Below are 23,048 nucleotides of genomic sequence, written 5' to 3' on the forward strand. Positions count from 1 at the left end.
GAGCCAGGATCAAACTCTCCATGAAGGTAGAACTTTGATTTGTACTCATTCCTTGCTGACGAGAATTTGCATTCTCTTGTACTGCTATTTACTCACTCGTTGATTCAGTTTTCAAAGGACAATTCTTTTCGATCATTTTCGACATTCCGTCAAAAGCGACCTGATTAATATAGCACATTCATTCATTCAATTGCAAGTACTTTTTTTAATTTCTTTTTGATGATCAAATCATCCATCTTCTTGCTATTATAATTCTGTTTCTCAACAGCAAGAATGTTAATTTACCACGTTTAAGCTTCAATTGCAAGTGTTAATTTCTCGTTACCTGCAAGTTAATTGTATGATTAAATCGTCCATCTAATTGCCTCCTGCTTGATGCCTTCGCAACAGCAAGAAGACTAATCTACCATGTTTATTACCTTCATGGCAAGTGTTTTTTCAAAAAACTGTTCCCAACCCCTTCTACAGCAAGTGACTCAAAGCTACAGCTTCTATTATAGCATCCTTTTTTTCAATACCTGCCTGTCTTAAAATCATAGGTGACTGCTCGGATCAAAGCCACGCTTATGAATGAAAGACAACATAAATTTTTGTCATAAAGTATAATCTGCTTCAGTCATGAACTGACAAAACCTCCTCTTTTACATCGTATAAATTATCCTTAATATATTATAAAATATTCCAGTAAACCCATATACAGAATTACGAAGGGATGATCGACTATTATTACACTTGATAAAATCCGTTTCATTGAGTCCCAGTGCATTAACCCCCAAGACGCCATTATTATCCGCCTACTTATGGAAGGGTTCGGTATCCACGAATTAGTATACTTAAAGAAAGATTCCTTAGATGTGGAAACCCAGATGCTTACATTAAAAGATTGCCATGGCATCAAGAGGCAGGTTTCCGTAACTAAGCGTTGCCTGGATCTCTTCCAAAGTGCAGTCAATCAAACTAAATATGTTGTGAATAATGGATACAGTCCAAGCAGACAGCTTTCTATAAATTTGCGTGACAGCGAATTTCTCATAAAGGTAAGCTTACAAGATTTCATAGCTAACCAAAGTATGATAACGGAGATGGATTCCGTAGTGCTGCGCACGATATACATGCGGCTTCGGAGATTGGCCGAGTTTTTCAAAACACCTGAATTAATTCATTTAACTTCAATTAAGCCCCAGCTTAAAGAAATTGCATATGCGTGAATGAGGGAGGCTGAAAAGCCTCTTTTTTACTTGCATGACAATCCCTTCCCGCAGCCATACTGTGAAAGTAACCTACCTAATACTGCAGGAGGCAGCAATGATTACACAAAAATGGTTCATTCCCGCTACGAAAGAGCTTGGTTTTCAGCTTGCAAAAGGGCACGTCGTCCGAGTAACCGATGTGGAGGGAGCGCAGGTCGCCGATCTGGTAGCTTATCTAGCCCACGATACGAGTGAGCGACTGGATCCGAGCGTTACTATGGACGCTTTGCATACAATGAAAATAAAGCCTGGCGACATCATCTACTCCAATAAATACAGACCGCTGCTTACCGTATTATCGGATACCGTAGGTCAGCACGATTTTATTAATTCCGCGTGCCGCGCTGAAATGTATGAGCTGCTGTACAACAAACAGAACCATGCAAGCTGTTATGATAACCTGAACAAAGCACTTGCACCTTTTGGCATATCGCCGCCTGATCAGTATTATCCATTCAACTTGTTCATGAACACGGTGATCCATCCGTCCGGGCAAATTCGTGTGGAAAAACCGTTATCGAAGGCCGGAGACTATATCGAGCTTCGCGCAGAGATGGATCTGACCATCGCGATCTCGGCTTGTCCGTGTGCAGAAAGTGAATGTAATGGATATACATGTACGCCAATTGATGTGGAAATCATGTAGCTTCTTCTAATGGAGTACACCCTTGAATACAATGACATGTACAAGTCTTAGTATTCAAGGGAGGAATGTGGCATGAATACGTTTTTCACCTATATGATTCTCGGTATATCGTTATCGGCACCCATCGGTCCCATTAATGCAGCTCAGCTCGACAGAGGAGCCCGATACGGCTTTACCCATGCGTGGTTGATCGGGTTGGGTGCGATGTGTGCCGACTTGGTATATATGCTGCTGATTTATTTTGGTCTGGCCCATTTTTTAAGTACACCTTTTATGAAAACATTTTTGTGGCTGTTCGGCTGCTTTGTATTGATGTACATAGGAATTGAGACGTTACAAAATATAAAAAAGATGCCCACACCCGGGACAAAGGATGAACAATCGACTATCAACTCTTTCCGCTCCGGGTTTGTCATGGCACTCCTGAACCCGCTTAATATTTTATTTTGGCTCGGTATTTACGGTTCCGTTCTGGCGGAGGGCATACATCACCACGGTATTTCGCAAGTGCTGTGGAACAGCTTGGGCATATTTGCAGGTATTCTGTTATGGGATGTGATTATGGCTGCGCTGGCAAGCTCCTTTCACAAATTCGGCAATCGCACCCTACTGCAAACCATTTCTGCATTAGCTGGCCTCTCTCTCATTGGCTTTGGCATTTATTTCGGGTTTCAGGCTTTTGTACAGCTTACTCGTTAATAATTAGTGCAATCATAGGGTATTCACCCATATAACCTCCATCGCATAGTATGCACCGTACTAGTGAAGGAGGTTTCCAACATGGTCGGCTTAACTACCAAGGTCTGGCTCGATGCTCACCTGTCCGAACTAACGGAATGGCAGCAGGATGCCTTTTGCCAATTCGGAAATATGATAGATGATCCCGAACAGAAGTACCCGTGTATTCCGGGACGTCAAGGTTTTATTACCAACAACCTTCGGTTCGGATTCGCAGCAGATCCAAGATCCGAGCAGGCTATTCTTGACGTTATGCAGCTCTTGAAGCAATACGGCAGCTGTTCGCGTGAAACCGGCAAATACGCATCACTCGTTATATTTTTCAACACACCGAGAGAGCTTGTGAATAAGTCCTCAGTAGAAGACTTCGAGCAGCTTTTTTGGTCCGTTCTGAATCGGGTTAACGCCAAAGACCCTTCCCCTTGGCCTGATCACATTTCGACAGACCCTTCCCATCCTTCCTGGGAATTCTGCTATGACGGCCATCCCTATTTCGCATTTTGCGCTACGCCTGCCCATCAAATTCGAAAAAGCCGAAATACCCCTTATTTTCTCATTGCCTTCCAGCCCCGGTGGGTGTTTGATGAAATCAACGATTCAACACCATTTGGTCGCAACGTAAAAAAGCTGATTCGTCAAAAATTAGTCGACTACGACGGTATACCGGCACATCCCTCACTGAAATGGTATGGACAAGAAAATAATCAGGAATGGAAGCAGTATTATTTACGTGATGACGAAACCGTACCTTCCAAATGTCCTTTTACCTATATGAAAAACAAATTCAAAGCTATGGGTGTACGTTTTCATAAATAGCAAGCTACGATTAGGCTAGCTCTTTGGTTCCTTTATTTGCTTTGTACCACTTCCATCCTGTAATCATTCCGATGACCAACACAATAAGCAGGCTTGACCAAAAACCAGGCCGACCTGTTTCCTCCAAAAGCGGCCCCGCAGCAGCTGCCGTAATGAGAAGAATGGCTGCGCATGATTTCACCCAGCCACCTGCTCCAGGCTTGTTCAGCTTCAGATAGGAAGCAAGAATAAACAACCATGTATACAAAACCACCAAACCAGCCGCCGTCGTGATATGCTCAAAAATTTGTTTGGGCATCAGCAGTGCAAGCAGGATAGAGACTCCAAGGCCAAGTGTATTAAGTCCAAGCGCGTATAGCGGCAGCTTTCGTGTTCCTGACGTAACGGCTATCCATGCGGGAGCATCACCATCCTCAGCTAATGCGATCAGCATCGTAGATACGGCATACAAGGAAGCAACGAGAATGGAAAAGCCTGCAAGGATAAGCACACCATTCAGCACAATCACCAAATACGGCAAGCCCATGACCTCAAGTGCTGCGATAAGCAAGCTTTTGTCAGCGGTTACTCCCTCTCGGGTCACAAAAAGCAAGGTCAATCCGATTGAAAACACATACAGTACGGTAACAGCAAGCAGCATAATTCGTCCTGCCTTCGGCGCTTGCTTGGAATCACGCAAATCCACAGCCATAAATCCCATCACCTCAATACCTCCGAAGGCATAAAACGCATATAGCAGCCCTTTCCATGCTCCCAGCCAGCCTGAATCAAACCACATCGCCGCGCTCTGATGAATGGGCCTAACACCACCCGTTCCTTTTATAAAAGCAACCCCCGCCACCAGAATGAACATCAATACTGCGGCAATTTTGACAATAGCCAACAAGTTCTCTACCTTATTAATCCCATTAGTGCCCCATATCACGACAAAAAGAGCCAATAGCGTGTAACCCGACGCGAGCAGCCATAGAGGAGTAGCTGGAAGCCAGAGCTGCGTAAATATGCCGAGCGCAGTCAACGTGCTTCCCATAATCAGCATCTCTGAGCACCAGTACATCCAACCTACACCAAAGCCTGCCGATCGGCCATAAGCTTGTTGGGCATAGGTTCGAAAGGAGCCTTTTTGCGGGTGTTGGACTGTCATTTGGGCCAAGGCTTCATACACAAACAGAGTCGCTAAGGCTGCAAGGATAAAAATGAACAAAGTCCAAAAACCACTTTTATGAATGACGATGCTGGAACCCAGAAAAAAACCCGTCCCGATTGTGCATCCAACACCAAATAGAGTTAGCTGCCACCAGGGCAGCTTCCCCTGAGATGTCCGCATAATGAATCCCTCCGACTCCTTAATCCTGGGGCCAAGACAAAGAAAACCCGGCACAGGTTATCGTGACCCATACCGGATTATTGTCATGATTAGTGAATGGTAGTGACTGCATTAGACGGCATTTGTGGTTTTCCGGCTGCCGGTACAAATGTGTTGAGCATTTGCTGGGTATCAGCTGCTGCCAATTGCGGCACCTGGTAGTAGGCATTTTTATTTTGATACATAAAAATTTCGTAGGCCATTTCAATATAATTTTCCACTTGCGAAGCCAATACGCGCCGTACGACCGGATTCGTCACCTCAGCTGCACACATCGTCAAGGTTGAAGCATGGCTTTTGATCAATCCAAGCATATGCCCGCTAATGCCTGCATCCTTGATGTCAGCCAAGGATTGATTCGGTTTCTTCGGCTGTGATGGTGTAAGCCCATAGATTGGCTGCGTCAAATTTTTAATCATATAGGTTGACGTTTCCTGGCTTGGCTTTTGGCCTGTTGTGAAGCATTCTGCCGTCAGGTTGTATTGGGAAAGCGTAAAATTATATTGACGATCCAGAATGTCCAGAAGCTCCGGGTCCTGAACGAATTGTCTGAACATCATAAATTGATCCAACACATTGATGGTACATCCTAATACTTCATGCATATCAAAAAGCTCATGACCCCCATGATTCATTTGCTGTGAGCCTTGGGTATTGCTGCTGGACCTTGTTTGCTGCTGCATCTCGAAGTCTCCTTTGATATTGGAATTGTGATAACTTCGATAATATGCGTAATTTGAGGATATTTTATACGAAAGCTGACGTTTAAATCCATCCATTTAGCCAAGGATGTTTTGAATTTTAATGACTAATCGATCTAGTAGATACACGGCCGCCGCGTCTTTAGCCTGCAGTGATCGAGTCAGCTTTTCTATCGAATTGGTCATCGTTTCAACTTCTGATTTCATTCCACTGAGCCTCTTGGCAACTTCGATTTTGTTACGGTTCGACTCCCAGTCATCAGTGCCTGCAACCTTGTTCAAAGCTTTTAGCCTGGTGAGTCCCTGATTGATCTCGGCTAAATGTTTATTGTAGCCATCTACATCCGGCTTGCTGCCATTAAGAGTCATTTTCACAAACTGATGGATGTAAAATTGATTTACACCTTCACTTCGATTGCCCCCGTGTGTATACATAGTGCCTCCGCCATTGTAATGCAGATTGAAACGGATTATCGCATTGTTGATTTCGGAAAGGAGCGCTTTGATGGCCTGTACTTGATCTGTCAATGCTTTGTTGGCAGCTGTCAGTCGCAGCGTCTCTTCTTGAAAACATTGGCCCATGGCCATATACATGTTATCCTCACCTGACTCAGATAAATCCAGCCCTTGTTTAGTAAAGGTGTCGTTATATCTCTGAATGACCTGATCTAAGTCTGTATTCGTCCATGTAGCTTTGTCGCACAAATTACTAATCACCTGATTGTGTGCGGCTTGCTTAGCCTCTGTACGGCTATTGCTATTCATTGAATTCGCCAAATCAAATACGGTTTTCATCGTGAAGGTTCTGCTATGTATCGAGCTTGTGATTGTGTCTTCCAATGAAGTATCCTCGTCGAAGCCGCCCTTTGTATTGTTTTTAAAAATAAATACATCGGAGAAGGGTTTCGCGCCATCCTGGCCTGCACCTGTGATGAAATTAGCGATGACGGTTATATCAGCATAACCAACTTGCGGACTGCCCTCATCGATATCTTTAAAAGAAATCGCCTCAAAAGAGCTGAACATCGGATGACCATCTGCTCTCTTCGGTGTAAGAATGATTTCTTTATTTCCCCCGGTTAGGATTAATGACAATGGAAACTCTGTAAGGTTACCAAATTGGGTGACAGGTGTGACTGTCAGCTCTCCAATTCCTTCGAAATTTCTTGTGAAAATATGTTTCTTCTCTACTTGATAACCTCTTGCTATAAACTTATCCAAAGTAGAGCTGATCGATGATTGGCCTGATGGTTGGCTCGGTGCTGCTCCCGCAGGCTGTGCAGAAGCTTGAATGGGTGCTGATACATTTTCAGGCTTGGTTACTGAAGTGGCATTCGCAGCAGGAGGTACATTCCGAGTATCACATCCTGACAATATGGAAACGAGCATGATCATTAATATAAATATCCGCATTATAACTCCTATAAGATTTGACATAAAAATACTTTTACTGTTATTTGGCAAATTCAATATTACCAATATTGAATAGATTTGTATATCAGAAGCCCGATGATTGGTCAGCATGAAAAAACCTTTCTTAGCCATGGCTAAGAAAGGCAGCTATGATCACTATTTAGTCTTCATGGTTTAAGGCATCTTGATGTCTGCGATCATTCGTATCCTGCTGCAATTGCTGGGCCTGATGGCTGTTTACAGGCGATTTACGTAAATCCTTATTTACATTTTGCAAATTTTTATCTCTGCTTTTTGACTTGGTCATGATCAGCTTGCTCCTCTGTTTATTAATTGTACTTAACCTTTACGGGTCGTCCCTTATTTACTGTAACCATTTAGGCTTGAAAAGATGCCTGTTCGCTTATGAGAAAAAGACCGCTCACAAGAACGGTCTTTTAACCACAAGTAATCATCTATGTCGACTTTGGATTAGTTCCTATACCGCATCCGCTTCAGCATTATTTGAAGGCTTGGAACCTCCGGCACCGTGATGACCTGATGCCAGAAGCTTATAGCTCAGCATCTCTCCCGCTCCGTGAGCGATACATTCCATCGGCTTCTCAGCCAAATGAACCGGAATTCCTGTTTCTTGCTGCAGCCTTCGATCCAGTCCATGCAGTAAGGCTCCCCCTCCGCACAACAGGATGCCCCGCTCCATCAAATCCCCTGCCAGTTCAGGGGGACATTGCTCCATCGTCTGGCGGATCGTTTCGACAATCGACATCGAGAATTGATCCACAATCTCGTAAATCTCTTTGGACGTGATGGAAATCGTTTTGGGCAAGCCTTCCATCATATCATTGCCTCTAATATCCATCCGCACATCATCTTCAGGCATGACCGCTGAAGCCAAATTTTTCTTGATCTCCTCAGCAGTTCGCTCACCAATAACCAAATTGTATTTTCTTTTGACGTATTCGATCATGTCCTGATCAAGCGACATGCCACCAACCCGCACGTATTGACTGACCACAATCCCGCCCAGCGAGATCAGAGCCACTTGACTTGTCCCGCCACCAATATCAACGACCATGCTCCCGATAGGGTCTGCTACAGGGAGTCCCGCACCTATAGCCGCAGCCAGCGGTTCCTCAATCGTTACTGATTTTCTTCCACCTTTATGCACGATCATCTCTTCCACTGCCCGCTTCTGCACCTCGGTAATACCGCACCGCACAGATATGTATACTTGTGAACCACGAAACCTATTATATTTACCTTGTATTTTACTTATAAAATGTTTTAGCATCGCTGAGGTCATGTCAAAGTTGGCAATGACTCCATCCTTTAATGGATAAATAACCTCCAAATTGGCGGGCGTTCTCCCAATCATGGCATAGGCCTGTTCACCAAAGGCTTCGATCTGCCCTGTATCTTTATGAATGGCTATCACTGAAGGCTCCCTCAAAACAATACCAACGCCTTGTTGATAAATTAACGTATTGCAAGTACCCAGATCAACACCGAACAGTTGTTCAAACCTTTTAAACATAGACACGCTCCCTCTCGCTGTGCCAATAGACTAGGCCGTAAAGCAGCAGTGTGTGATATTTATTGTGTTATTTTTCATACAGTTCGCGTTCAACCCCTCTTCTCTGGGGGTAGTGTGTCATATTGAATCCTTTGCACCGGCATCGTTTTCCATTATAATTATAGTATTCTAGTAAATTCTATGAACTCAAAAATAAGCAGCCCCCCACATTTATCTGCACCTGCACTATGACCAGAAGAGGAGCGTTATCTATGAAAAATACTCTAAAAAAAGCTTTGCTGCCAGCCATCGCCTTAAGTCTCATGTTCGTCATACCCGCCACAGCCGTTGAGCCATCGAGCACGACCACTGAAAATATTCAAGCTTTAAAGACACCAGCTTCTCCTCAATCCATATCCTTTCAAATTCCGATGCACGATTATTGCAGCTCGGATAACCCGTTTGATTTTGGTTTTCAAGTGTCAAATGCAAGCAGTACGACCGCGAATATCACCTTGTATTTGTATCAGAAGGATGGAACCATGCTTCCAGATGCGGGGATTACCTCTGCTGGTCTGGAATCTACCATCATCCCCGGCAAACCCTTTAACCTGAAAGGAAACGCAACAGAGCTGTATCATATGAATTATGGTAATCATAAAAAATGCGACGAGCGGATTTATTCCGGAAAAATTGAGGTTAACAATGGAGAAGCCTCACTGCTTGCAAAGGGATGGGTATATCGAAGAGTTGGTTCTGAAACCAAGCTGTCGGAGCTGATTACAATCAATCAAAGCAAAGCTTTTGATCTGGCTAAATAATACGTATGGACGCTGCATAATACAAGAAACCCAACACCGTGAAGAGCTATTGGTGTTGGGTCTTTTATGCAACTTGCCTATTTTTTCGTTAATGACGCCCACGTTTGCTCAAGCCACGCATCAAAATCCGCACCCTTTTCGCCTTCGTAAGTATCATACACATCCGTTCTCATCTTTTTCAATTTTTCTTTGAATTGTTCATACGTATGACCTTCAGGCAAGCTCTTTTTAATTCTTGTGAAAATTTTGGCGGCTCCTTTAATCAGTTCGCCTTTTTTCTTGGAGGGCAGTTGAACCTCTTCTCCGAAAGCCTTCAGCTTATGAAAAGCAGCCTCTTGAACCTGAAAAACCGTATCATTGTTCATGACCCGTGTAAGTACAGCGATAACTTGTGGGATATTCCACTGACCCAGCTCTTCAACCGCATCCAAACGTTCTTTCCAATTCGCTGTACGATTAACTGACTTGACTAATCCCTCATAATTGGGAGGCAATTCACTTTGTGCTAATATGTTGCTCAAACCATCGATCTCCTTTTGTCTACTTACTTATCCGATTTGCCTTTATTACTGCCAGCGTTCTTGGTACCGCCTGCTTTATCCGCTTTGCTCGTATACGGTTTGGGAGCATTCTTGGCTCTGTTGGCGCTAGCTTGCCATCGATTCCAGCCTTTGCTGTCTGTTCCTCTACCTGTTCCGCCTTTGCCCTTAGCTTTACTCAAATAATCACTCCGCTGTCAATTGTATACTTAATTATTATACCTAGTATGTTGAAATATACAGTATCGAAACCGATATGTACAGAAAAAAGCCCAAGCATCATGAAACCTGGGTTTTTCGCAAAACAATTCATAGACAAATTCATAGACATCATTGATATTGAGCAGTGATAAAAGGTTGGATGCTTTCTTTCAGTGAAGTGACCGGACCACCCATTAATTTCTCTAGATCGGCTGAGGTTGAGGACGTATCGATCCTGCGCAAGTACCCGTATATCCAGTTGCGGATTTGCGGATCCTGACGGAGTGAAACAGGCTTACCCGCAAGCTCAGACAGTACAATTACTAGATCATGAAAGGTCCATGGACGCGGCGCAGTCAGCTCATAGCTTTGATACTCATGACCTGATTCAGTTAGAACGGCTGCTATTCCTTTAGCCAGATCATTACGTGTCACCGTATTAAATTGCCAATCTCCAGGGTAAACGCTCAGCTCCCCAGAAGTCATGGCGGTATCCAGTCCGAGCACGCCAACAAAATCCGTATATAATGCATTCCGCAGAAAAGTGTGTGGAATTCCGGTTGTCAGAATCGCATGCTCTGTGGCCAAATGCAAATGAGAGGGTGCAATCGAGCCGGCTCCAAGAAAAGCAAAGCTCGTATACAGGAGATGTTCAACTTTCGCTTGCTTCGCCGCCTCTATAACATGGGCATGCTGTCGCAGCCGAATCGTATCGTCTGGATTGGAGCTTGATATGAGTAATAGCTTGGAGGCTCCGGTGAAGGCTTGCTTCAGTGATTCCGGTTGATCGTAGTCGCAATAACGCACTTCAATTCCTTGCTTCTGATACGTATTGGCTTGTTCAGGGTGACGAACACACGCAATGATTTGATCTGCTGACACCTTATGAAGAAGCTGCTCCATAATTAAACTGCCTAATTGACCATTAGCTCCTGTAATGACGATCGACATTCGATTTCATCCTTTCTACAGCTGAATTTTAGTTAAGCACTTAACTAAATGGACAACAAGAAATTTTACGTTCTTGTTAGTTTCTTTAATAAGAACAGTAATTGCTGCAGCTCTTGCTCCTCCAGCACGTTCATTTTGTCGGCAATCTGTTCACGATTTTCGGGTAAGTGCTTCAATAGAATGCTCTGGCCTTCACTTGTTATTGAAATCACCGTTTTTCTACCATCCTGCGGATGACTTGCGCGAATAATCAAGCCTTCATGTTCCAAGGGAGTCAGCAAGAGACTAATATTCGATTTGGTAACGCCAATCTTGCGAGCCAGCATGGAAGGGAGTATCGTACCGCCCTCCTTCATGATTTCAACCAAAATTCGAATCCTGGCACCATTCAGACCTTTGGACTGCCAATATCTTTCCGACACATCGACCAATTTGGCCGTTGCTTCCACCAGAGAAAAAAAAGCAACCGTATGCAAGGGTAAATCCAGTACGTATTCCTGCAGATCCTTCATCCAACCACCGCCAATAAATAGTTAAGTGCTTAACTTTTTTTACTGTACAATAGCAGTATGCCACCTGTCAAACATAGACTTATTTACCTTGGTTAGCTATATACCATCGGCCTGCCCATTGTCATAGAGTTCAGTACAACGGACAGGCTGGATGGTTTTTAATTTAAGGGTCCTGCTAAAAATTCACGGTTTCATGAGCGGGAGCGGGCAGTCGCATTAGGAAGTTCCAGCTCCTGTAACAGCACGAGCAGGCTATCCAGGCATTCACGGGACGCCTCCTCGCCACCTGCTGAAAAGTCACTTCCGGCTGGGCGCTTGAGCTGCTCCTCTGTCAATTGCGAATGTAAGCGATAGTGTGTTTCCACAACCAAATATCCGCTGTATTGGTCCTCGATTAAACGCTGCAGCAGAGCCTTATAATCAACCTCTCCCCGTCCGATTGCCACACCGCGAACACCGTCTTCGGTTTTCGCGGCATCTTTGAGGTGAATATGGTCGATAGTGCCATGTAACGCGTTGTAGCCGTCAGGGTACGGAACCTCTCCATCGGGGTCCCATAAATCGTTCCCCGGATCATACAATCCCTGAATCCATGGTGAATTCACCTCATCCAGTACACGCCGAACCTTCCTCGCATTGCAGGCATACAAGCTTGGGTCGAATTCAAGCGCGTACACAACCTCCGCCTCCTGCAAATGCGGCTCGATTCTTCGCAGCTGCTCAACAATTAGCGGAAGCTTCAGGTCGAATTCACCATCAGCCCAGAAGCTGAAGCCACGTATACGCTTAACCTTCAACTGCTTGGCAATGTCCAGTGAGCGCTTTAGGATGCCGAGATGCTCTTCAATTTCTTGGGCAGCATCGAGCCGACATTTGAAGACAGGGGTGGATAAGCCGCATATAACGAGTCCCGCTTCCTGTACCATTGCAGCAATTTCGGTAATCCGGTTATCACTCAGCTTATGAAACGGCTGATTATCAACGGAACGGAATTCAAGCGCCTCCAGTCCGTACTCCTGGGCTATTTGAATAGCCACAGCAGGGTCTTGGGACACCTCATCAGTGATAATGCCCAAACGGAACAAGCTCATAACAGCACCTTGGCTCCGCCCGAATCGCGGCTTGCATTCGCAGCTTCAATAAATCGGATAATTTCCAACGTTTCCGAGAGGTCAATCGTTGAACTGCCACTGCGGAACAACTGCATAATCTGCTCCAGCAGACTTGCATAATAAGGCTTGCCGTTGGCATATACATCGACGAAATAAGAATCGTTCTCCCGATGAACAATTCCGCCGAACTGCTTGTTGCCCCGGCGGTTTCCCCGAATGACGCCTATACGTCCGTCCGCCCATTGGCCGACAACCAGATCATGATCGGCATGAGTCGTTGTTCGAACCTCTACACAACCTCGGCCCATGGAGCGGTACAGCATCTCCACCGTATGAATCCCGTACCAAAACAAACCCGGTTGGGTCGGTACAATTTCCAGCGGACCGTAAAATTCCGCACCGATAACCGAACCGGCTGTCCGTGTATCCTCAAGCACTCTTGTTAAACCTTCAGCATAACGGAGCGCCGAACAGCTCATCACCGGAATGCTCTCCCGCTCGGCCAAGCGTACAAGCTCGACCGCTTCCGCATAATCCGTAGTAAAAGGCTTATCGATGAACACCGGTTTGTCAAACGGCGCAATCCGGCGAAATTGCTCCAAATGGACGCGTCCATCGACCGATTCCAGCAATATTGCATCGCATTGCTCCGCAACGGCTTCAGGTGAACCTACAAGCTTAACCCCATATTGCTCCCGCAGCTCATTCGTGTAGCCTTCAAGCCTTGAAGCGCTCCGTTCAAAGTCGGGGGAGCCACCCGGGAACGCCGCAACGATCCTCGCCCCGGGAATATAATACTTTCCGTCGGTATCATGCAGCAGCTTGGCAAAGGCTGTAACATGGGAGGTATCCAGACCGATCATTCCAATTCGAATTAGATGTGGTTGCTGCTCTACAGGTATCATCATGCCTCACTCCTTATCCTTTGTCCTTATACTTATCCAAGATGTGGTTCTACTTTTCAAATTCAATATGGCAAAATAACTTCTTTACCCGTTTGCGCCGATTCATAGATCGCCAGAATCAAATCAACCGATTTTCGAGCCTCTTCACCGGAAATAAGCGGCTGTCTGTCATTGCGGATCGCTTCGATCAGATCATCTACCAGGATGTAATGCCCATCCGATGAAATGTCAGTCGGATTACTGCTTGAATCCATCCGTGGCTGAACAATCGGTATTTCTTCATCGCTGTCAAGGAAAGACCACTTCTTAATTCCACTGTCTGCAAAAATAATAGTACCCTTTTCACCATGCAGTTCAAAACGGGTTTCCTGCGCCGGATAAACGGAGGTCGTACCTTGAATGACCCCAAAGGCGCCGTTCTTATATTTCAAAACCGCTACAGCTGTATCCTCCACTTCAATGTCACGAAGCAGCGGAGCTGAATAGGCGAATACCGATTGAACATCGCCCATCAGCCACTGGATCAGGTCGATACCATGCACGCCCTGATTCATCAATGCGCCACCTCCGTCGAACTGCCACGTTCCCCGCCATCCGGCGCTGCGGTAATATTCGGGACTGCGATAATACTTGAGGTAAGCGTCACCGAGCACCAGCTTGCCGAGCTTACCCTCCTGCACGGCTCGACGCGCTACAAGTGATGCTTCCATGATACGTCGCTGGAACACGCATCCCATTTTAACGCCATGTTTGTTGACTGCGGCGAGCATTTCCGTCATGGCGCCCGCTTTAATCTCAAGCGGCTTCTCACACAGGATATGCTTGCCTGCCTGAGCAGCAGCGATAACGACTTCCCCGTGCAAACCGCTTGGTGTACATACACATACCACATCAATATCTTCCCTTTTGAGCATTTGCTCATAATCGCTGTATACGGAAGCAGCATTATAGGCGTCCGCCAGTTTATTAGCCTTTTCCAGAACAATATCCGATATCGCAACCAGCTCGGCCTGCGGATGCTGCGTAATCGCTTTTGCGTGAAAATCAGAAATAACCCCTGCCCCAACGATGGCAAACCTTATAGACTCCTGCATGTTCTCTCTCCCTTAATGCTTATTTTAAGCTCGTATTATTCAATCGCTCGTAAGCCGTTTTATAAATATCCAGCATCTGCTGCAATCCTAGCTTCTTCTGATTAGCAACATATTTGTCCCAATCGGCCATGCTGATATCGCCCAAAATCATTTTGATAATCGTTTCATCCCGATCCTTTTCAAGAGCCTTGCCTACCGTGGATACAATCTCCAGCTCCTTATCGGTAAACGGCGGCTTGAACTTCAATTCAGAATCGTACTTCTTGGCTTCTTTGAATACGGCCTGCTGCTCGGGTGAGGATAAGGACAGATGCGCGTCAAAATCAATCCACGTATAAGTTCCAAAGCTCGCAAGCCCCGTCTTTTTGCGCAAATCGGTAACGTCCACAAAATCCGACTTCATCTTTTTCTTGCCGTTCTCGACAACATACGTTTCGCCTTCCTTACCCCAGCTGGAGATGTCTCTGCCTTCCTCCGAATAATAGAAATCCAGATATTTGGCTACGCCCTTAATATTGGTCGAATTCGCGGCTATCGACATTCCACCTTCTACAAATTGGGTGTACGCATTCTGCTGCTTGGCGCCCGCAAATCCGGCTGGGGGCGGCATGAAGGCAAAGTTGAACTGCGGATTCTCCTTGCGCATAATCGTATTGTAAAAGTCGACACGTCCAATATAATCAGCTGTAAAAAAACCGCGATTCGTTGAAATTAAATCCTGCCACTGCTTCGTTTCCGTAGTCAGCCAATCGGGCGGCATTAAGCCTTCCTTAGCGAACTTGACCATATATTCAATCATTTTTTTATAATTGTCTTCTGTTGGCCCGTAACGGACCTGTTTGGTCTTATTGTCATAATAGTAATCGTCATACGTATCAAAGTTAGCTGACATATATTTGAGAATTTGCAGCTTGCTGCTGTTCGAAACGCGGAATACAAATGGGTAGCTGTCGGGATAAAGCTGCTTCAGCTTCTTAGACGTCTCATACAGCTCTTCATAATTGTTTGGAGCCGTCAGCCCATTTTTCTTCAAAATATCCTCGCGGTACATCCAGATCGTACGGTTGGTTTCACCAAAGCCTTCATTGGGAGTCACATACATTTTACCGTCTGCAGCAAGCTGGGATTTGGCAATATCGGGATACTTGGCAATCCATTTTTTGAAATTAGGCATCTGGTCCAAATAATCGAGCAAATTCACAAAAGCCCCCTGCTGCCCAAATTTGTCCGCTTGCGTTTTATTCTGAACATACAGAATGTCGGGCATATTACCGGAGGCGACGTACAAATTGATGGCGTCCTCCATTTTGCCGGAAGGCAGCTGGACATTGAGCTTGACGCCCGTTTTATCCTCAAGCAGCTTCCAGATGAGCCAGTCCTTGCTGTACGGCCAGTTCGTCGTCGATTCAGTCAGCATCGAGAAGGTTTTTTTCTGACCTGTTCCCGTGTCATTTCCCTGTGGACTCACCCCGGTTTGGTTTGTGCAGCCTGCAGCAAGCGCCGCCACTATCGATAAGACTGTCAGAGCTCTCCATCTTCTATTCATCTTCATCTCTCCTCGTACGGAATGTACATCACTATTTACGGGTTGGGTCGTACTTGATCTAATAAGCCTGGTTAACCCTTGACTGCCCCTATCATAACCCCTTTGGAAAAATACTTTTGCAGGAACGGATATACGATCAGAATCGGCACGGTCGCCACCATAATGACCGCATACTTTAAGGATTCATCAACGATGAAGTTTTCACCTCCCGCATTGCTCGCCTCCGTACCCGCCATAATCATATTTCTCAGAACGACCTGCAGCGGAAACAGATTGGCGTCCCGCAAATACAACAAGGGCAGGTAAAAATTGTTCCACATCGCCACCGCATAAAATAGACCAATCGTCGCAAACACAGCCTTCGACAGAGGAACGATGATCCGCATAAAAATACCAAAGTCGGTCAATCCGTCCAGTCTTCCCGATTCCTCCAGCTCAACCGGCATGGCCGAGAAGAAGGTACGCATGACCAGCAAATTCCAGGTACTGACCGCACCAGGGAGCACCATTCCCCATACCGTATCGATCAAGCCGAGGTTTTTGACAACGAGAAAGGTCGGAATCATCCCGCCGCCGAAAAACATCGTAAACACAATTATCAGCGTAAATGCTTTTCTGAAAACCATTTCTTTTTTGGCCAAAGCGTAGGCACCCATAGAGGTAATGATTAAGGAAATCAAGGTACCTAAACCTGTGTAAATAATCGTATTGATATAAGACTGCCAAATTCGCGGGTCCTTGAGCACCATGCGATACATATCAAGGTTGATTCCTCGTGGATAGAAGCTGACTTCGTTCCGCAGTACGTATACGCTGCTGCTTAAGGAAACTGAAATCATATAGATGAACGGATACAAGGTTGCCACCGCCACCATCGACAGCACAACGGCACTTACAACTGAAAACAGGCTGATTTTAACTCTCATGGCGACCTCCTACCATAGGCTTGTTTCCCCCAGCTTGCGGCTGAGATAGTTGGCAGAATAAATAAAGATCAGACTGACGATGCCGGTGAATAAATCGATCGCTGTTGCGTAGCTGAAATTACCATTCGTCAAACCCACCCGGTACACATACGTGCTTAAAATATCCGCCGTGCTGTAGGTTGCCGGATTGAACAGCAGAAACACCTTCTCGAACCCGATCTCCAGCACCTTGCCCACATTCATAATGAACAAAATGACAATTGCGGGTGCGATGCCAGGCAGTGTAACGTGGAACAGCTTTTTCATCCGCGATGCGCCGTCAATCTCTGCCGCTTCATATAGCAGAGGATCGATGGAGGTCAATGCCGCCAAATAAATGATTGTTTCCCAACCGAAATGCTGCCATACTTCCGAAGCAACATAGATCGTACGAAACCAGTCGGGCTTGACCAGAAAGTTGATGGGCGAAGCTCCCAATAGTCCGGTCAGCTGGTTAATGATGCCGCTGCTCGGAGAAAGAAACATAATGACCATACTCGCTACCACGACATTCGATATGAAATGCGGTAAATAGCTGACGGATTGTACGAATCTTTTAAAAATCGCATTTTTCGTTTCATTAAGCAGCAGTGCGAGGACAATCGGGGCCGGAAAGCCAAACAGCAGCTTATAGAAGCCCAGCAGAAACGTATTGCGCAGCAGAATGAACAGATCCGGGTTTTGAAAAAACATCATGTAATATTTCATCCCTACCCATTCACTCTGCCACACCCCCTTGTACAGGTTGTAGTTTTTAAAAGAAATGACGATCCCAAACATCGGTGCGTACTTGAATAGTACATAATACAGCAAACAGGGCAGAAACATCAGCAGCAAATACTTACCCTTTCGGGTTTGTCGCATGAGCCCTGAGAACTTCGAGCGGCTGACGGGACCGTAATTGTCCACATATACAGAAGCTGCTGTATCGGACGGGCTGCTGCTATGAATGGAAGTTCGCTGCGTCATCGGCAGACTCCTTTCGCAAGTTGATAAGGCTAGCTTAGAGCAAATTCCACCGATCGGCTATCCTCCAGTTTTACAATTTGAGCCCGATCTCTATAAATCGTAATAATGGATAAACAGCTCAAAAATAGATAACAAGAATGAGCCGTTTTCCTCGCTGCATCGATATTCAAGCCATGCTTGTGATGATATAATGGGTCTCATCCATCGCACTCTTGCAGCTTATGCCGGGGTGCGGATCTATCCTAAAAAAGGGACGAAGGTGGTGTGGTAACATGCTAAAGATCAAGCGACAGCCGGGTTCGCTCTTCACAAGACTGCTGTCCAGCTTTATTCTGATTATCATTTTGTTTATCTCTTTTAACTTCCTGTCGTACTCCTTTTCCCGCGACATGATTCAGGATGAAATCATTCGTTACAACCATTTGAATCTGGATAATACTGTAAGAAACTATGAAGCCCAATTTCGTCTGGAGCGTAAAATTGCGTTGAACCTGCTGTTCAGCCCGGAGGCGAATTTGCTCAAACGAAGCAGCGGCAGTCTGAACTACGAGTTCGTCAGTGCCGTGAACAAAGCAGTAAAGACCTTATACGAAAATGAAGATTTATTTATATACAACATCATGGTTATGATGAGCGATATGCGTTATGTGATCGACAAGGAGGGTTCACACCAATCAGATAACCTGTTCTCTAAATATTATTTGAACCCGCAATACGATGAGGCCTTCTGGCTGCATGAAATGGCTCAGCCCTTCACCTTCAAGGTTTATCCGGCAAGCACCTTCACTGAAAAAGACAGCAGTAAGGAATTGGCCAAGCGTAACCTGCTCCCCGTTATGGTCAAGAACAATCTGAATACGAAGCTGGCTGTTATTATTTTACTGGACGGCGACAAGCTGTTCGAGAAATTCCACCAATCGATCAATCCTAACTTCATGATTATGGATGGCAATGGTCAAGCTTTATTTACCATGATGGATGCTTTCACCTCTTCGAAGCTGCCAAGCTTTCCAGCAGATCAAACCTACACGCAAAAGGACTATAACTACTACTTTTATAAAACATCCAGTGAGACCGGCTTTTCTTACATCAATAGAGTTCCTTATGAAAATATTTCCACACAGTTTAAAAAGCTTAATCTCATCCTCTTCTCACTGCTGCTCGTTGCTATTTTGTTCAGCGTCGGGGCCTCGATCTTTATCAGCATCAAGTTTAACAATCCGATCAAGCGGATCATTGAGTCCGTTCAGCAGTTCAATTCAGAGCTTCCCAAGCAGACGCAAATCAAGGAATTTAATATTATTAGCGACCAATTCAACTCATTGCTGCAAACGAACAAAAATTTCAATCACGAGCTTGCCGAAAAAAACTCGCTGCTGCGGTATTATTCATACACGAACAAGCTGAAGCAGATTTATAACAACGCAGCCGATACCCAGGAAACCTTGTTCCATGACAAGCCGTTCCAGCTCGTTATTTTCCAGCTCACCTATCGCAAAAGGTTCAATGAGCAAGCAGGCTTTGAGCAGGACCGGGCGTCCAGTTTTTTTCGCGAATTTATCCAGTACAATCTTGTGTTGAAGTATGATGATCCCGCTACGCTGCAGCTGGAAAAGGATGAAATCATTGCGCTTGTATTCATTAGAAACAATACGCCGGATTTGCGGGAAACGTTGGAGCATATGAAGAAGGTATTCGATCTGGATAAGGAGCTATGCTTCTTGACGATTGCTTACAGCGGGGTGTACCGGAACTCCTCGGAAATAACCAAGTCCTATGAGGAGGCTTCTTCACTGGTCAAGCTGCGGCGTCTCAATGAGGATACGCAAATTATTGAGCATCAGCCGTATGAATGGACCGATTCGGCCTTTAGCCCTTCGGAAGCCCAGGAATTTCACAATAATTTATCTGCTGGCAACCTGCCGCAAACGAATCGACTTGTCCAGCGGATGTTTGACCAGATGAGCAAGAAGCAGTCGCCTGCCTGCCATTTTGCCGGATTTGCCTTATCAACGGCTGATATGGTATTGAAGACGCTTGCTTCGCTGAACATCACCCAGCATCCGTTCAAGGGCGATATGGCTCCAGCCGAGCAACTGAAGGAATGCCATACGCTGGAGCCGTATAAAGCTTATTTTGAAAGCTTTCTGAGTGAAAGCGTCCGGCTGATCAAGCAAAAAAAGGAAGCTTATGACCCGATGATTACGTTCGCTATGAATTATTTGGAGGAGCATTATGGAGAGGATGCTTCACTTGACGTTGTGGCCGATAAGCTGAATATTAGCGGCACCTACCTGTCAACGAATTTCAAGGAGAAGACCGGGATTAATTTCATCGAATATCTGAATGGCGTTCGCATCCGCAAAGCGAAGCATATGCTGGAGAGGACGGATTTAAAGATCCAGGATATTTCTCATTTGATCGGGTATCAGACGATCAATTCCTTCATCCGGATGTTTAAAAAACATACGGGCTTGTCACCTGGCGAATACAGGAAAATGCATACCCATCCGTTGAACACGAGGCTTCAGGATTAACTGGATACCGTAAAGCAATGCTGTGCCCGTTTATCCGCGACAGAACGTTCATACAACGAAAAAACATGCTGGAGCGTCAGCATGTTTATTGTGTTATTCTGGAAGGCAAGCGAACCTTTACAATCACATTAGCTGCGAGTTATTGGAAGATATTTCAAGTAGTTTCCAAAATCCTGATCGGATAAAGGTTTGCTGAATAGAAAGCCTTGTCCTTGATTGCACCCGTCCTCTTGCAGGATGGCTAGCTGTTCCTGGCTTTCGACACCTTCGGCAATCACGTTGATATCCAACGTTTGAGCAATGGTCAATATCGCCTTAACAATGGCCTGACTTTCTTTATTATGATGAATATCCCGAATAAACGACGCATCAATTTTCAAGGTATTAACGGGAAGGTGCTTAATATAACTGAACGAACTGTACCCCGTTCCGAAATCATCGATAGAGGTATTCACCCCTAATACCTTAATTGCTTCCAGAATGGTGACGGCATGATCGATATCGGCAAAAATACTTTCGGTAACTTCCAGCTCCAACCATTGTGGATCCAGTCCTGTCATCGTTAATACCTCTTTGATCTTGTCTAGCAGATCAGGCTGATAAAATTGTCTGGCCGACAAATTCACAGACAGCTGTACAGGTGGATACCCTTGATTTTGCCACTTTTTATTTTGCTTACAGCTATGCCGCAACACCCACTCTCCCAGAGGGATAATCAGCCCCGTATCTTCAGCAACAGGAATGAATTTATCTGGAGGTATTCTCCCTAATTCAGGATGATTCCATCTCACAAGTGCTTCCATCCCGATTAATCGGCCCGTTGATAAATCCAGCTTAGGCTGATAATCAATATGAAATTGCTCAAGCTCAATCGCTTTTTTCAGCTCATTTTCTAACAGGATACGTGCCAGCGAACGCTCCTCCATATCCGAATGAAAAAATGATACCCCATTTCTCCCCATATCCTTAGCAGCATATAAGGCCATATCTGCCCGTTTTAACAGCTCATCCGGGTCCCTCCCATTGGAAGGAAAAAATGCGACTCCCATACTGCAGGACATCCTATGAAGCTGCCCGGCAAGCTCGATCGGTTCTTGAAGACTGGTTTGAATGTTGATTGACACCGATTCTACTTCCGTCAGACTCGACAGGCTCTTTAATAACACAACAAATTCATCGCCCCCCAGACGAGCGACCAAACCGTTGGGACCGACGCAATGGCTGAGTCTTTTAGCTGATTCTATAAGAATAAGATCGCCGGCTTCATGTCCAAGCGAATCATTGATGTCTTTAAATCGATCTAAGTCCAGAAACATAATCGCTAATTGAGTATGATGACGCTTCGCTAGTTGAACCTCCTTGCGCAGCCGATCCATAAATAATCGTCGATTCGGCAAGTCCGTTAAGGTATCGTGGTAAGCTAAATGATAAATCGTTTGCTCCGATTTTTTCCGTTCGGTGATATCACGCATGACGAGAACCAGGCTTGTAACCTCCCCGGATGCTTGGAGAATCGGATTAAGCGTCGTTTCTACATATAAGTACCTGTCACTGCGCGTTCGAACCCGAAACTCCAGTTGAGTCGACGATTTGCTTGTATGTATGATTTGCTGAATGCTCGTAGATACAATCCCACGATCCTCTTCATGAACCCATTGAAGCAAATGACTGGATTCAAAGCTAGTCAGGTCGTGTCCTAACAAAATCATGTGCGATGGGGATGCATACACAAAGTTCCCTGCTGTATCGATGATTGAAATCAGATCCGACGAATTTTCAGTAATTAAACGGTATTTTTCCTCGCTTTTTCTTATCTCTTCCTCCATTTGCTTACGAAGGGTAATATCATTTCGAATCGAAACATAATGGTAAGGTCTTCCCTGTTCATTTAAAAATGGAACGATCGTCGTATCTACCCAGTAAAACGTGCCGTCCTTGGCTTTATTCCTGATTTCTCCTCGCCAAATACGTCCGGACCCAATTGTGGCCCACATGTCCTTGAAATAATCGCGGGCGTGATATTGTGAATTTAATATCCGGTGATCCTCTCCCAGCAATTCATTCCGCTCATACTGAGATATTTTACAAAATTGATCATTTACGTAGAGAATGGTTCCTCGCGGATCTGTGATGGCCACAATGGATGACTGGTCCAATGCATGTTTAATATCTGACAGTTCCTTCAAAGCATCTCGAAGTTTTTCGTCATTCTCCAGTAACAGGCTATCCTCAGAAGGATAGGTAGGGGAATTGGATACGCTGTTGGTACTCTGTTCCTTCATTAACTGTCACCTCCAGCATTTAAACATTTCTGTATCATCTATCGAACTAAGTTGCGCTCATACTTGCACATGCAAAATAAACCCACCCCGCCAATCATCAGAGTCGGTTTATATTGCTTATCTGTATTGTAATTAATCTATACGTATTTGTCTATGGAATTGGTAATACTT

At 45.2% G+C, this 23,048-nt stretch carries 22 protein-coding genes; 6 read left to right on the forward strand and 16 right to left on the reverse strand.

The features are described 5' to 3' along the window. Nucleotides 1–725: 725 nt before the first annotated feature. From LRL21_RS39025 to LRL21_RS39040, 4 genes are all read left to right on the forward strand, one after another. Nucleotides 726–1,208, forward strand: a complete 483-nt coding sequence (locus LRL21_RS39025; protein WP_420832550.1) for a phage lytic cycle repressor MrpR family protein — start codon at nt 726–728, stop codon at nt 1,206–1,208. Nucleotides 1,209–1,308: 100 nt separating this feature from the next. Next, a complete protein-coding gene (locus LRL21_RS39030; RefSeq protein ID WP_240421271.1) occupies nt 1,309–1,896 on the forward strand; it encodes a DUF1989 domain-containing protein in 588 nt (195 codons plus the stop codon). A gap of 72 nt (nt 1,897–1,968) precedes the next feature. Continuing rightward, nucleotides 1,969–2,595 (forward strand): LysE family translocator, encoded by a 627-nt coding sequence (locus tag LRL21_RS39035; protein ID WP_240421205.1) that lies wholly within the window; start codon nt 1,969–1,971, stop codon nt 2,593–2,595. A gap of 81 nt (nt 2,596–2,676) precedes the next feature. Continuing rightward, a complete protein-coding gene (locus LRL21_RS39040) occupies nt 2,677–3,450 on the forward strand; it encodes a YqcI/YcgG family protein (RefSeq protein ID WP_240421206.1) in 774 nt (257 codons plus the stop codon). 10 nt (nt 3,451–3,460) lie between these two features. Here LRL21_RS39040 and LRL21_RS39045 read toward each other — a convergent pair whose 3' ends face one another. The 5 genes from LRL21_RS39045 to mreB all read right to left on the reverse strand — a co-directional run bounded on the left by LRL21_RS39045 (nt 3,461) and on the right by mreB (nt 8,464). Beyond that, the gene (locus tag LRL21_RS39045) at nt 3,461–4,777 is read right to left on the reverse strand and encodes an amino acid permease (protein ID WP_240421207.1); all 1,317 of its coding nucleotides are present in this window, start codon (nt 4,775–4,777) and stop codon (nt 3,461–3,463) included. Nucleotides 4,778–4,866: 89 nt separating this feature from the next. Then, nucleotides 4,867–5,499 (reverse strand): spore coat protein, encoded by a 633-nt coding sequence (locus tag LRL21_RS39050; RefSeq protein ID WP_240421208.1) that lies wholly within the window; start codon nt 5,497–5,499, stop codon nt 4,867–4,869. A 96-nt stretch (nt 5,500–5,595) separates the two neighbouring features. Beyond that, nucleotides 5,596–6,930 carry a hypothetical protein gene (locus LRL21_RS39055; RefSeq protein ID WP_240421209.1) on the reverse strand — a complete coding sequence of 445 codons (1,335 nt, stop codon included), beginning with the start codon at nt 6,928–6,930 and terminating at the stop codon, nt 5,596–5,598. 160 nt (nt 6,931–7,090) lie between these two features. Next, nucleotides 7,091–7,237, reverse strand: coding sequence for a hypothetical protein (locus tag LRL21_RS39060; RefSeq protein WP_179097742.1), 147 nt, complete (start codon nt 7,235–7,237; stop codon nt 7,091–7,093). A 171-nt stretch (nt 7,238–7,408) separates the two neighbouring features. Then, on the reverse strand, nt 7,409–8,464 hold the full coding sequence (gene mreB / locus LRL21_RS39065; RefSeq protein WP_240421210.1) for a rod shape-determining protein: 1,056 nt from the start codon (nt 8,462–8,464) through the stop codon (nt 7,409–7,411). A 251-nt stretch (nt 8,465–8,715) separates the two neighbouring features. On the opposite strand from mreB, the gene LRL21_RS39070 reads away from it, so the two are divergent. Next, complete coding sequence (locus LRL21_RS39070; RefSeq protein WP_240421211.1) at nt 8,716–9,264, forward strand: hypothetical protein; 549 nt, start codon at nt 8,716–8,718, stop codon at nt 9,262–9,264. A gap of 77 nt (nt 9,265–9,341) precedes the next feature. Here LRL21_RS39070 and LRL21_RS39075 read toward each other — a convergent pair whose 3' ends face one another. The 10 genes from LRL21_RS39075 to LRL21_RS39120 form a co-directional block, all read right to left on the reverse strand. After that, nucleotides 9,342–9,785, reverse strand: a complete 444-nt coding sequence (locus tag LRL21_RS39075) for a HEAT repeat domain-containing protein (protein ID WP_240421212.1) — start codon at nt 9,783–9,785, stop codon at nt 9,342–9,344. A 23-nt stretch (nt 9,786–9,808) separates the two neighbouring features. Beyond that, nucleotides 9,809–9,985 (reverse strand): DUF3934 family protein, encoded by a 177-nt coding sequence (locus LRL21_RS39080; RefSeq protein WP_240421213.1) that lies wholly within the window; start codon nt 9,983–9,985, stop codon nt 9,809–9,811. A 148-nt stretch (nt 9,986–10,133) separates the two neighbouring features. Continuing rightward, nucleotides 10,134–10,955 carry an NAD(P)H-binding protein gene (locus tag LRL21_RS39085; RefSeq protein WP_240421214.1) on the reverse strand — a complete coding sequence of 274 codons (822 nt, stop codon included), beginning with the start codon at nt 10,953–10,955 and terminating at the stop codon, nt 10,134–10,136. 65 nt (nt 10,956–11,020) lie between these two features. Continuing rightward, nucleotides 11,021–11,467 (reverse strand): MarR family winged helix-turn-helix transcriptional regulator, encoded by a 447-nt coding sequence (locus LRL21_RS39090; RefSeq protein WP_240421215.1) that lies wholly within the window; start codon nt 11,465–11,467, stop codon nt 11,021–11,023. Nucleotides 11,468–11,658: 191 nt separating this feature from the next. Continuing rightward, nucleotides 11,659–12,558: a sugar phosphate isomerase/epimerase family protein gene (locus LRL21_RS39095; protein ID WP_240421216.1), complete on the reverse strand. Its 900-nt coding sequence runs from the start codon at nt 12,556–12,558 to the stop codon at nt 11,659–11,661. Next, nucleotides 12,555–13,487: a Gfo/Idh/MocA family protein gene (locus LRL21_RS39100; protein WP_240421217.1), complete on the reverse strand. Its 933-nt coding sequence runs from the start codon at nt 13,485–13,487 to the stop codon at nt 12,555–12,557. The genes LRL21_RS39095 and LRL21_RS39100 overlap by 4 nt, the downstream gene beginning before the upstream one ends. 59 nt (nt 13,488–13,546) lie before the next feature. Next, nucleotides 13,547–14,578 carry a Gfo/Idh/MocA family protein gene (locus tag LRL21_RS39105; RefSeq protein WP_240421218.1) on the reverse strand — a complete coding sequence of 344 codons (1,032 nt, stop codon included), beginning with the start codon at nt 14,576–14,578 and terminating at the stop codon, nt 13,547–13,549. 19 nt (nt 14,579–14,597) lie between these two features. After that, the gene (locus tag LRL21_RS39110; RefSeq protein ID WP_240421219.1) at nt 14,598–16,124 is read right to left on the reverse strand and encodes a type 2 periplasmic-binding domain-containing protein; all 1,527 of its coding nucleotides are present in this window, start codon (nt 16,122–16,124) and stop codon (nt 14,598–14,600) included. A gap of 71 nt (nt 16,125–16,195) precedes the next feature. Continuing rightward, nucleotides 16,196–17,050 (reverse strand): carbohydrate ABC transporter permease, encoded by an 855-nt coding sequence (locus LRL21_RS39115; RefSeq protein WP_240421220.1) that lies wholly within the window; start codon nt 17,048–17,050, stop codon nt 16,196–16,198. Nucleotides 17,051–17,059: 9 nt separating this feature from the next. Beyond that, nucleotides 17,060–17,953 carry an ABC transporter permease gene (locus LRL21_RS39120; RefSeq protein ID WP_240421272.1) on the reverse strand — a complete coding sequence of 298 codons (894 nt, stop codon included), beginning with the start codon at nt 17,951–17,953 and terminating at the stop codon, nt 17,060–17,062. Between the two features lie 377 nt (nt 17,954–18,330). Here LRL21_RS39120 and LRL21_RS39125 point away from each other — a divergent pair, with 377 nt between their 5' ends. Continuing rightward, a complete protein-coding gene (locus LRL21_RS39125) occupies nt 18,331–20,595 on the forward strand; it encodes a helix-turn-helix domain-containing protein (protein ID WP_240421221.1) in 2,265 nt (754 codons plus the stop codon). A 128-nt stretch (nt 20,596–20,723) separates the two neighbouring features. Here LRL21_RS39125 and LRL21_RS39130 read toward each other — a convergent pair whose 3' ends face one another. Continuing rightward, nucleotides 20,724–22,877, reverse strand: a complete 2,154-nt coding sequence (locus tag LRL21_RS39130; RefSeq protein WP_240421222.1) for a bifunctional diguanylate cyclase/phosphodiesterase — start codon at nt 22,875–22,877, stop codon at nt 20,724–20,726. Nucleotides 22,878–23,048 lie beyond the last annotated feature (171 nt).

This window comes from Paenibacillus periandrae (assembly GCF_022458865.1).
Classification (GTDB): Bacteria; Bacillota; Bacilli; order Paenibacillales; family NBRC-103111; genus Paenibacillus_S; species Paenibacillus_S periandrae.

What these genes read in the sequence shown, in the direction of transcription:
- LRL21_RS39035 (WP_240421205.1), top strand. Translation starts at nt 1,969, where the DNA reads ATGAATACGTTTTTCACCTATATGATTCTCGGTATATCGTTATCGGCA.
- LRL21_RS39040 (WP_240421206.1), top strand. Translation starts at nt 2,677, where the DNA reads ATGGTCGGCTTAACTACCAAGGTCTGGCTCGATGCTCACCTGTCCGAA.
- LRL21_RS39045 (WP_240421207.1), bottom strand. Translation starts at nt 4,777, where the DNA reads ATGCGGACATCTCAGGGGAAGCTGCCCTGGTGGCAGCTAACTCTATTT.
- LRL21_RS39050 (WP_240421208.1), bottom strand. Translation starts at nt 5,499, where the DNA reads ATGCAGCAGCAAACAAGGTCCAGCAGCAATACCCAAGGCTCACAGCAA.
- LRL21_RS39055 (WP_240421209.1), bottom strand. Translation starts at nt 6,930, where the DNA reads ATGCGGATATTTATATTAATGATCATGCTCGTTTCCATATTGTCAGGA.
- LRL21_RS39060 (WP_179097742.1), bottom strand. Translation starts at nt 7,237, where the DNA reads ATGACCAAGTCAAAAAGCAGAGATAAAAATTTGCAAAATGTAAATAAG.
- mreB (WP_240421210.1), bottom strand. Translation starts at nt 8,464, where the DNA reads ATGTTTAAAAGGTTTGAACAACTGTTCGGTGTTGATCTGGGTACTTGC.
- LRL21_RS39070 (WP_240421211.1), top strand. Translation starts at nt 8,716, where the DNA reads ATGAAAAATACTCTAAAAAAAGCTTTGCTGCCAGCCATCGCCTTAAGT.
- LRL21_RS39085 (WP_240421214.1), bottom strand. Translation starts at nt 10,955, where the DNA reads ATGTCGATCGTCATTACAGGAGCTAATGGTCAATTAGGCAGTTTAATT.
- LRL21_RS39090 (WP_240421215.1), bottom strand. Translation starts at nt 11,467, where the DNA reads ATGAAGGATCTGCAGGAATACGTACTGGATTTACCCTTGCATACGGTT.
- LRL21_RS39095 (WP_240421216.1), bottom strand. Translation starts at nt 12,558, where the DNA reads ATGAGCTTGTTCCGTTTGGGCATTATCACTGATGAGGTGTCCCAAGAC.
- LRL21_RS39100 (WP_240421217.1), bottom strand. Translation starts at nt 13,487, where the DNA reads ATGATGATACCTGTAGAGCAGCAACCACATCTAATTCGAATTGGAATG.
- LRL21_RS39105 (WP_240421218.1), bottom strand. Translation starts at nt 14,578, where the DNA reads ATGCAGGAGTCTATAAGGTTTGCCATCGTTGGGGCAGGGGTTATTTCT.
- LRL21_RS39110 (WP_240421219.1), bottom strand. Translation starts at nt 16,124, where the DNA reads ATGAATAGAAGATGGAGAGCTCTGACAGTCTTATCGATAGTGGCGGCG.
- LRL21_RS39115 (WP_240421220.1), bottom strand. Translation starts at nt 17,050, where the DNA reads ATGAGAGTTAAAATCAGCCTGTTTTCAGTTGTAAGTGCCGTTGTGCTG.
- LRL21_RS39120 (WP_240421272.1), bottom strand. Translation starts at nt 17,953, where the DNA reads ATGCGACAAACCCGAAAGGGTAAGTATTTGCTGCTGATGTTTCTGCCC.
- LRL21_RS39125 (WP_240421221.1), top strand. Translation starts at nt 18,331, where the DNA reads ATGCTAAAGATCAAGCGACAGCCGGGTTCGCTCTTCACAAGACTGCTG.
- LRL21_RS39130 (WP_240421222.1), bottom strand. Translation starts at nt 22,877, where the DNA reads ATGAAGGAACAGAGTACCAACAGCGTATCCAATTCCCCTACCTATCCT.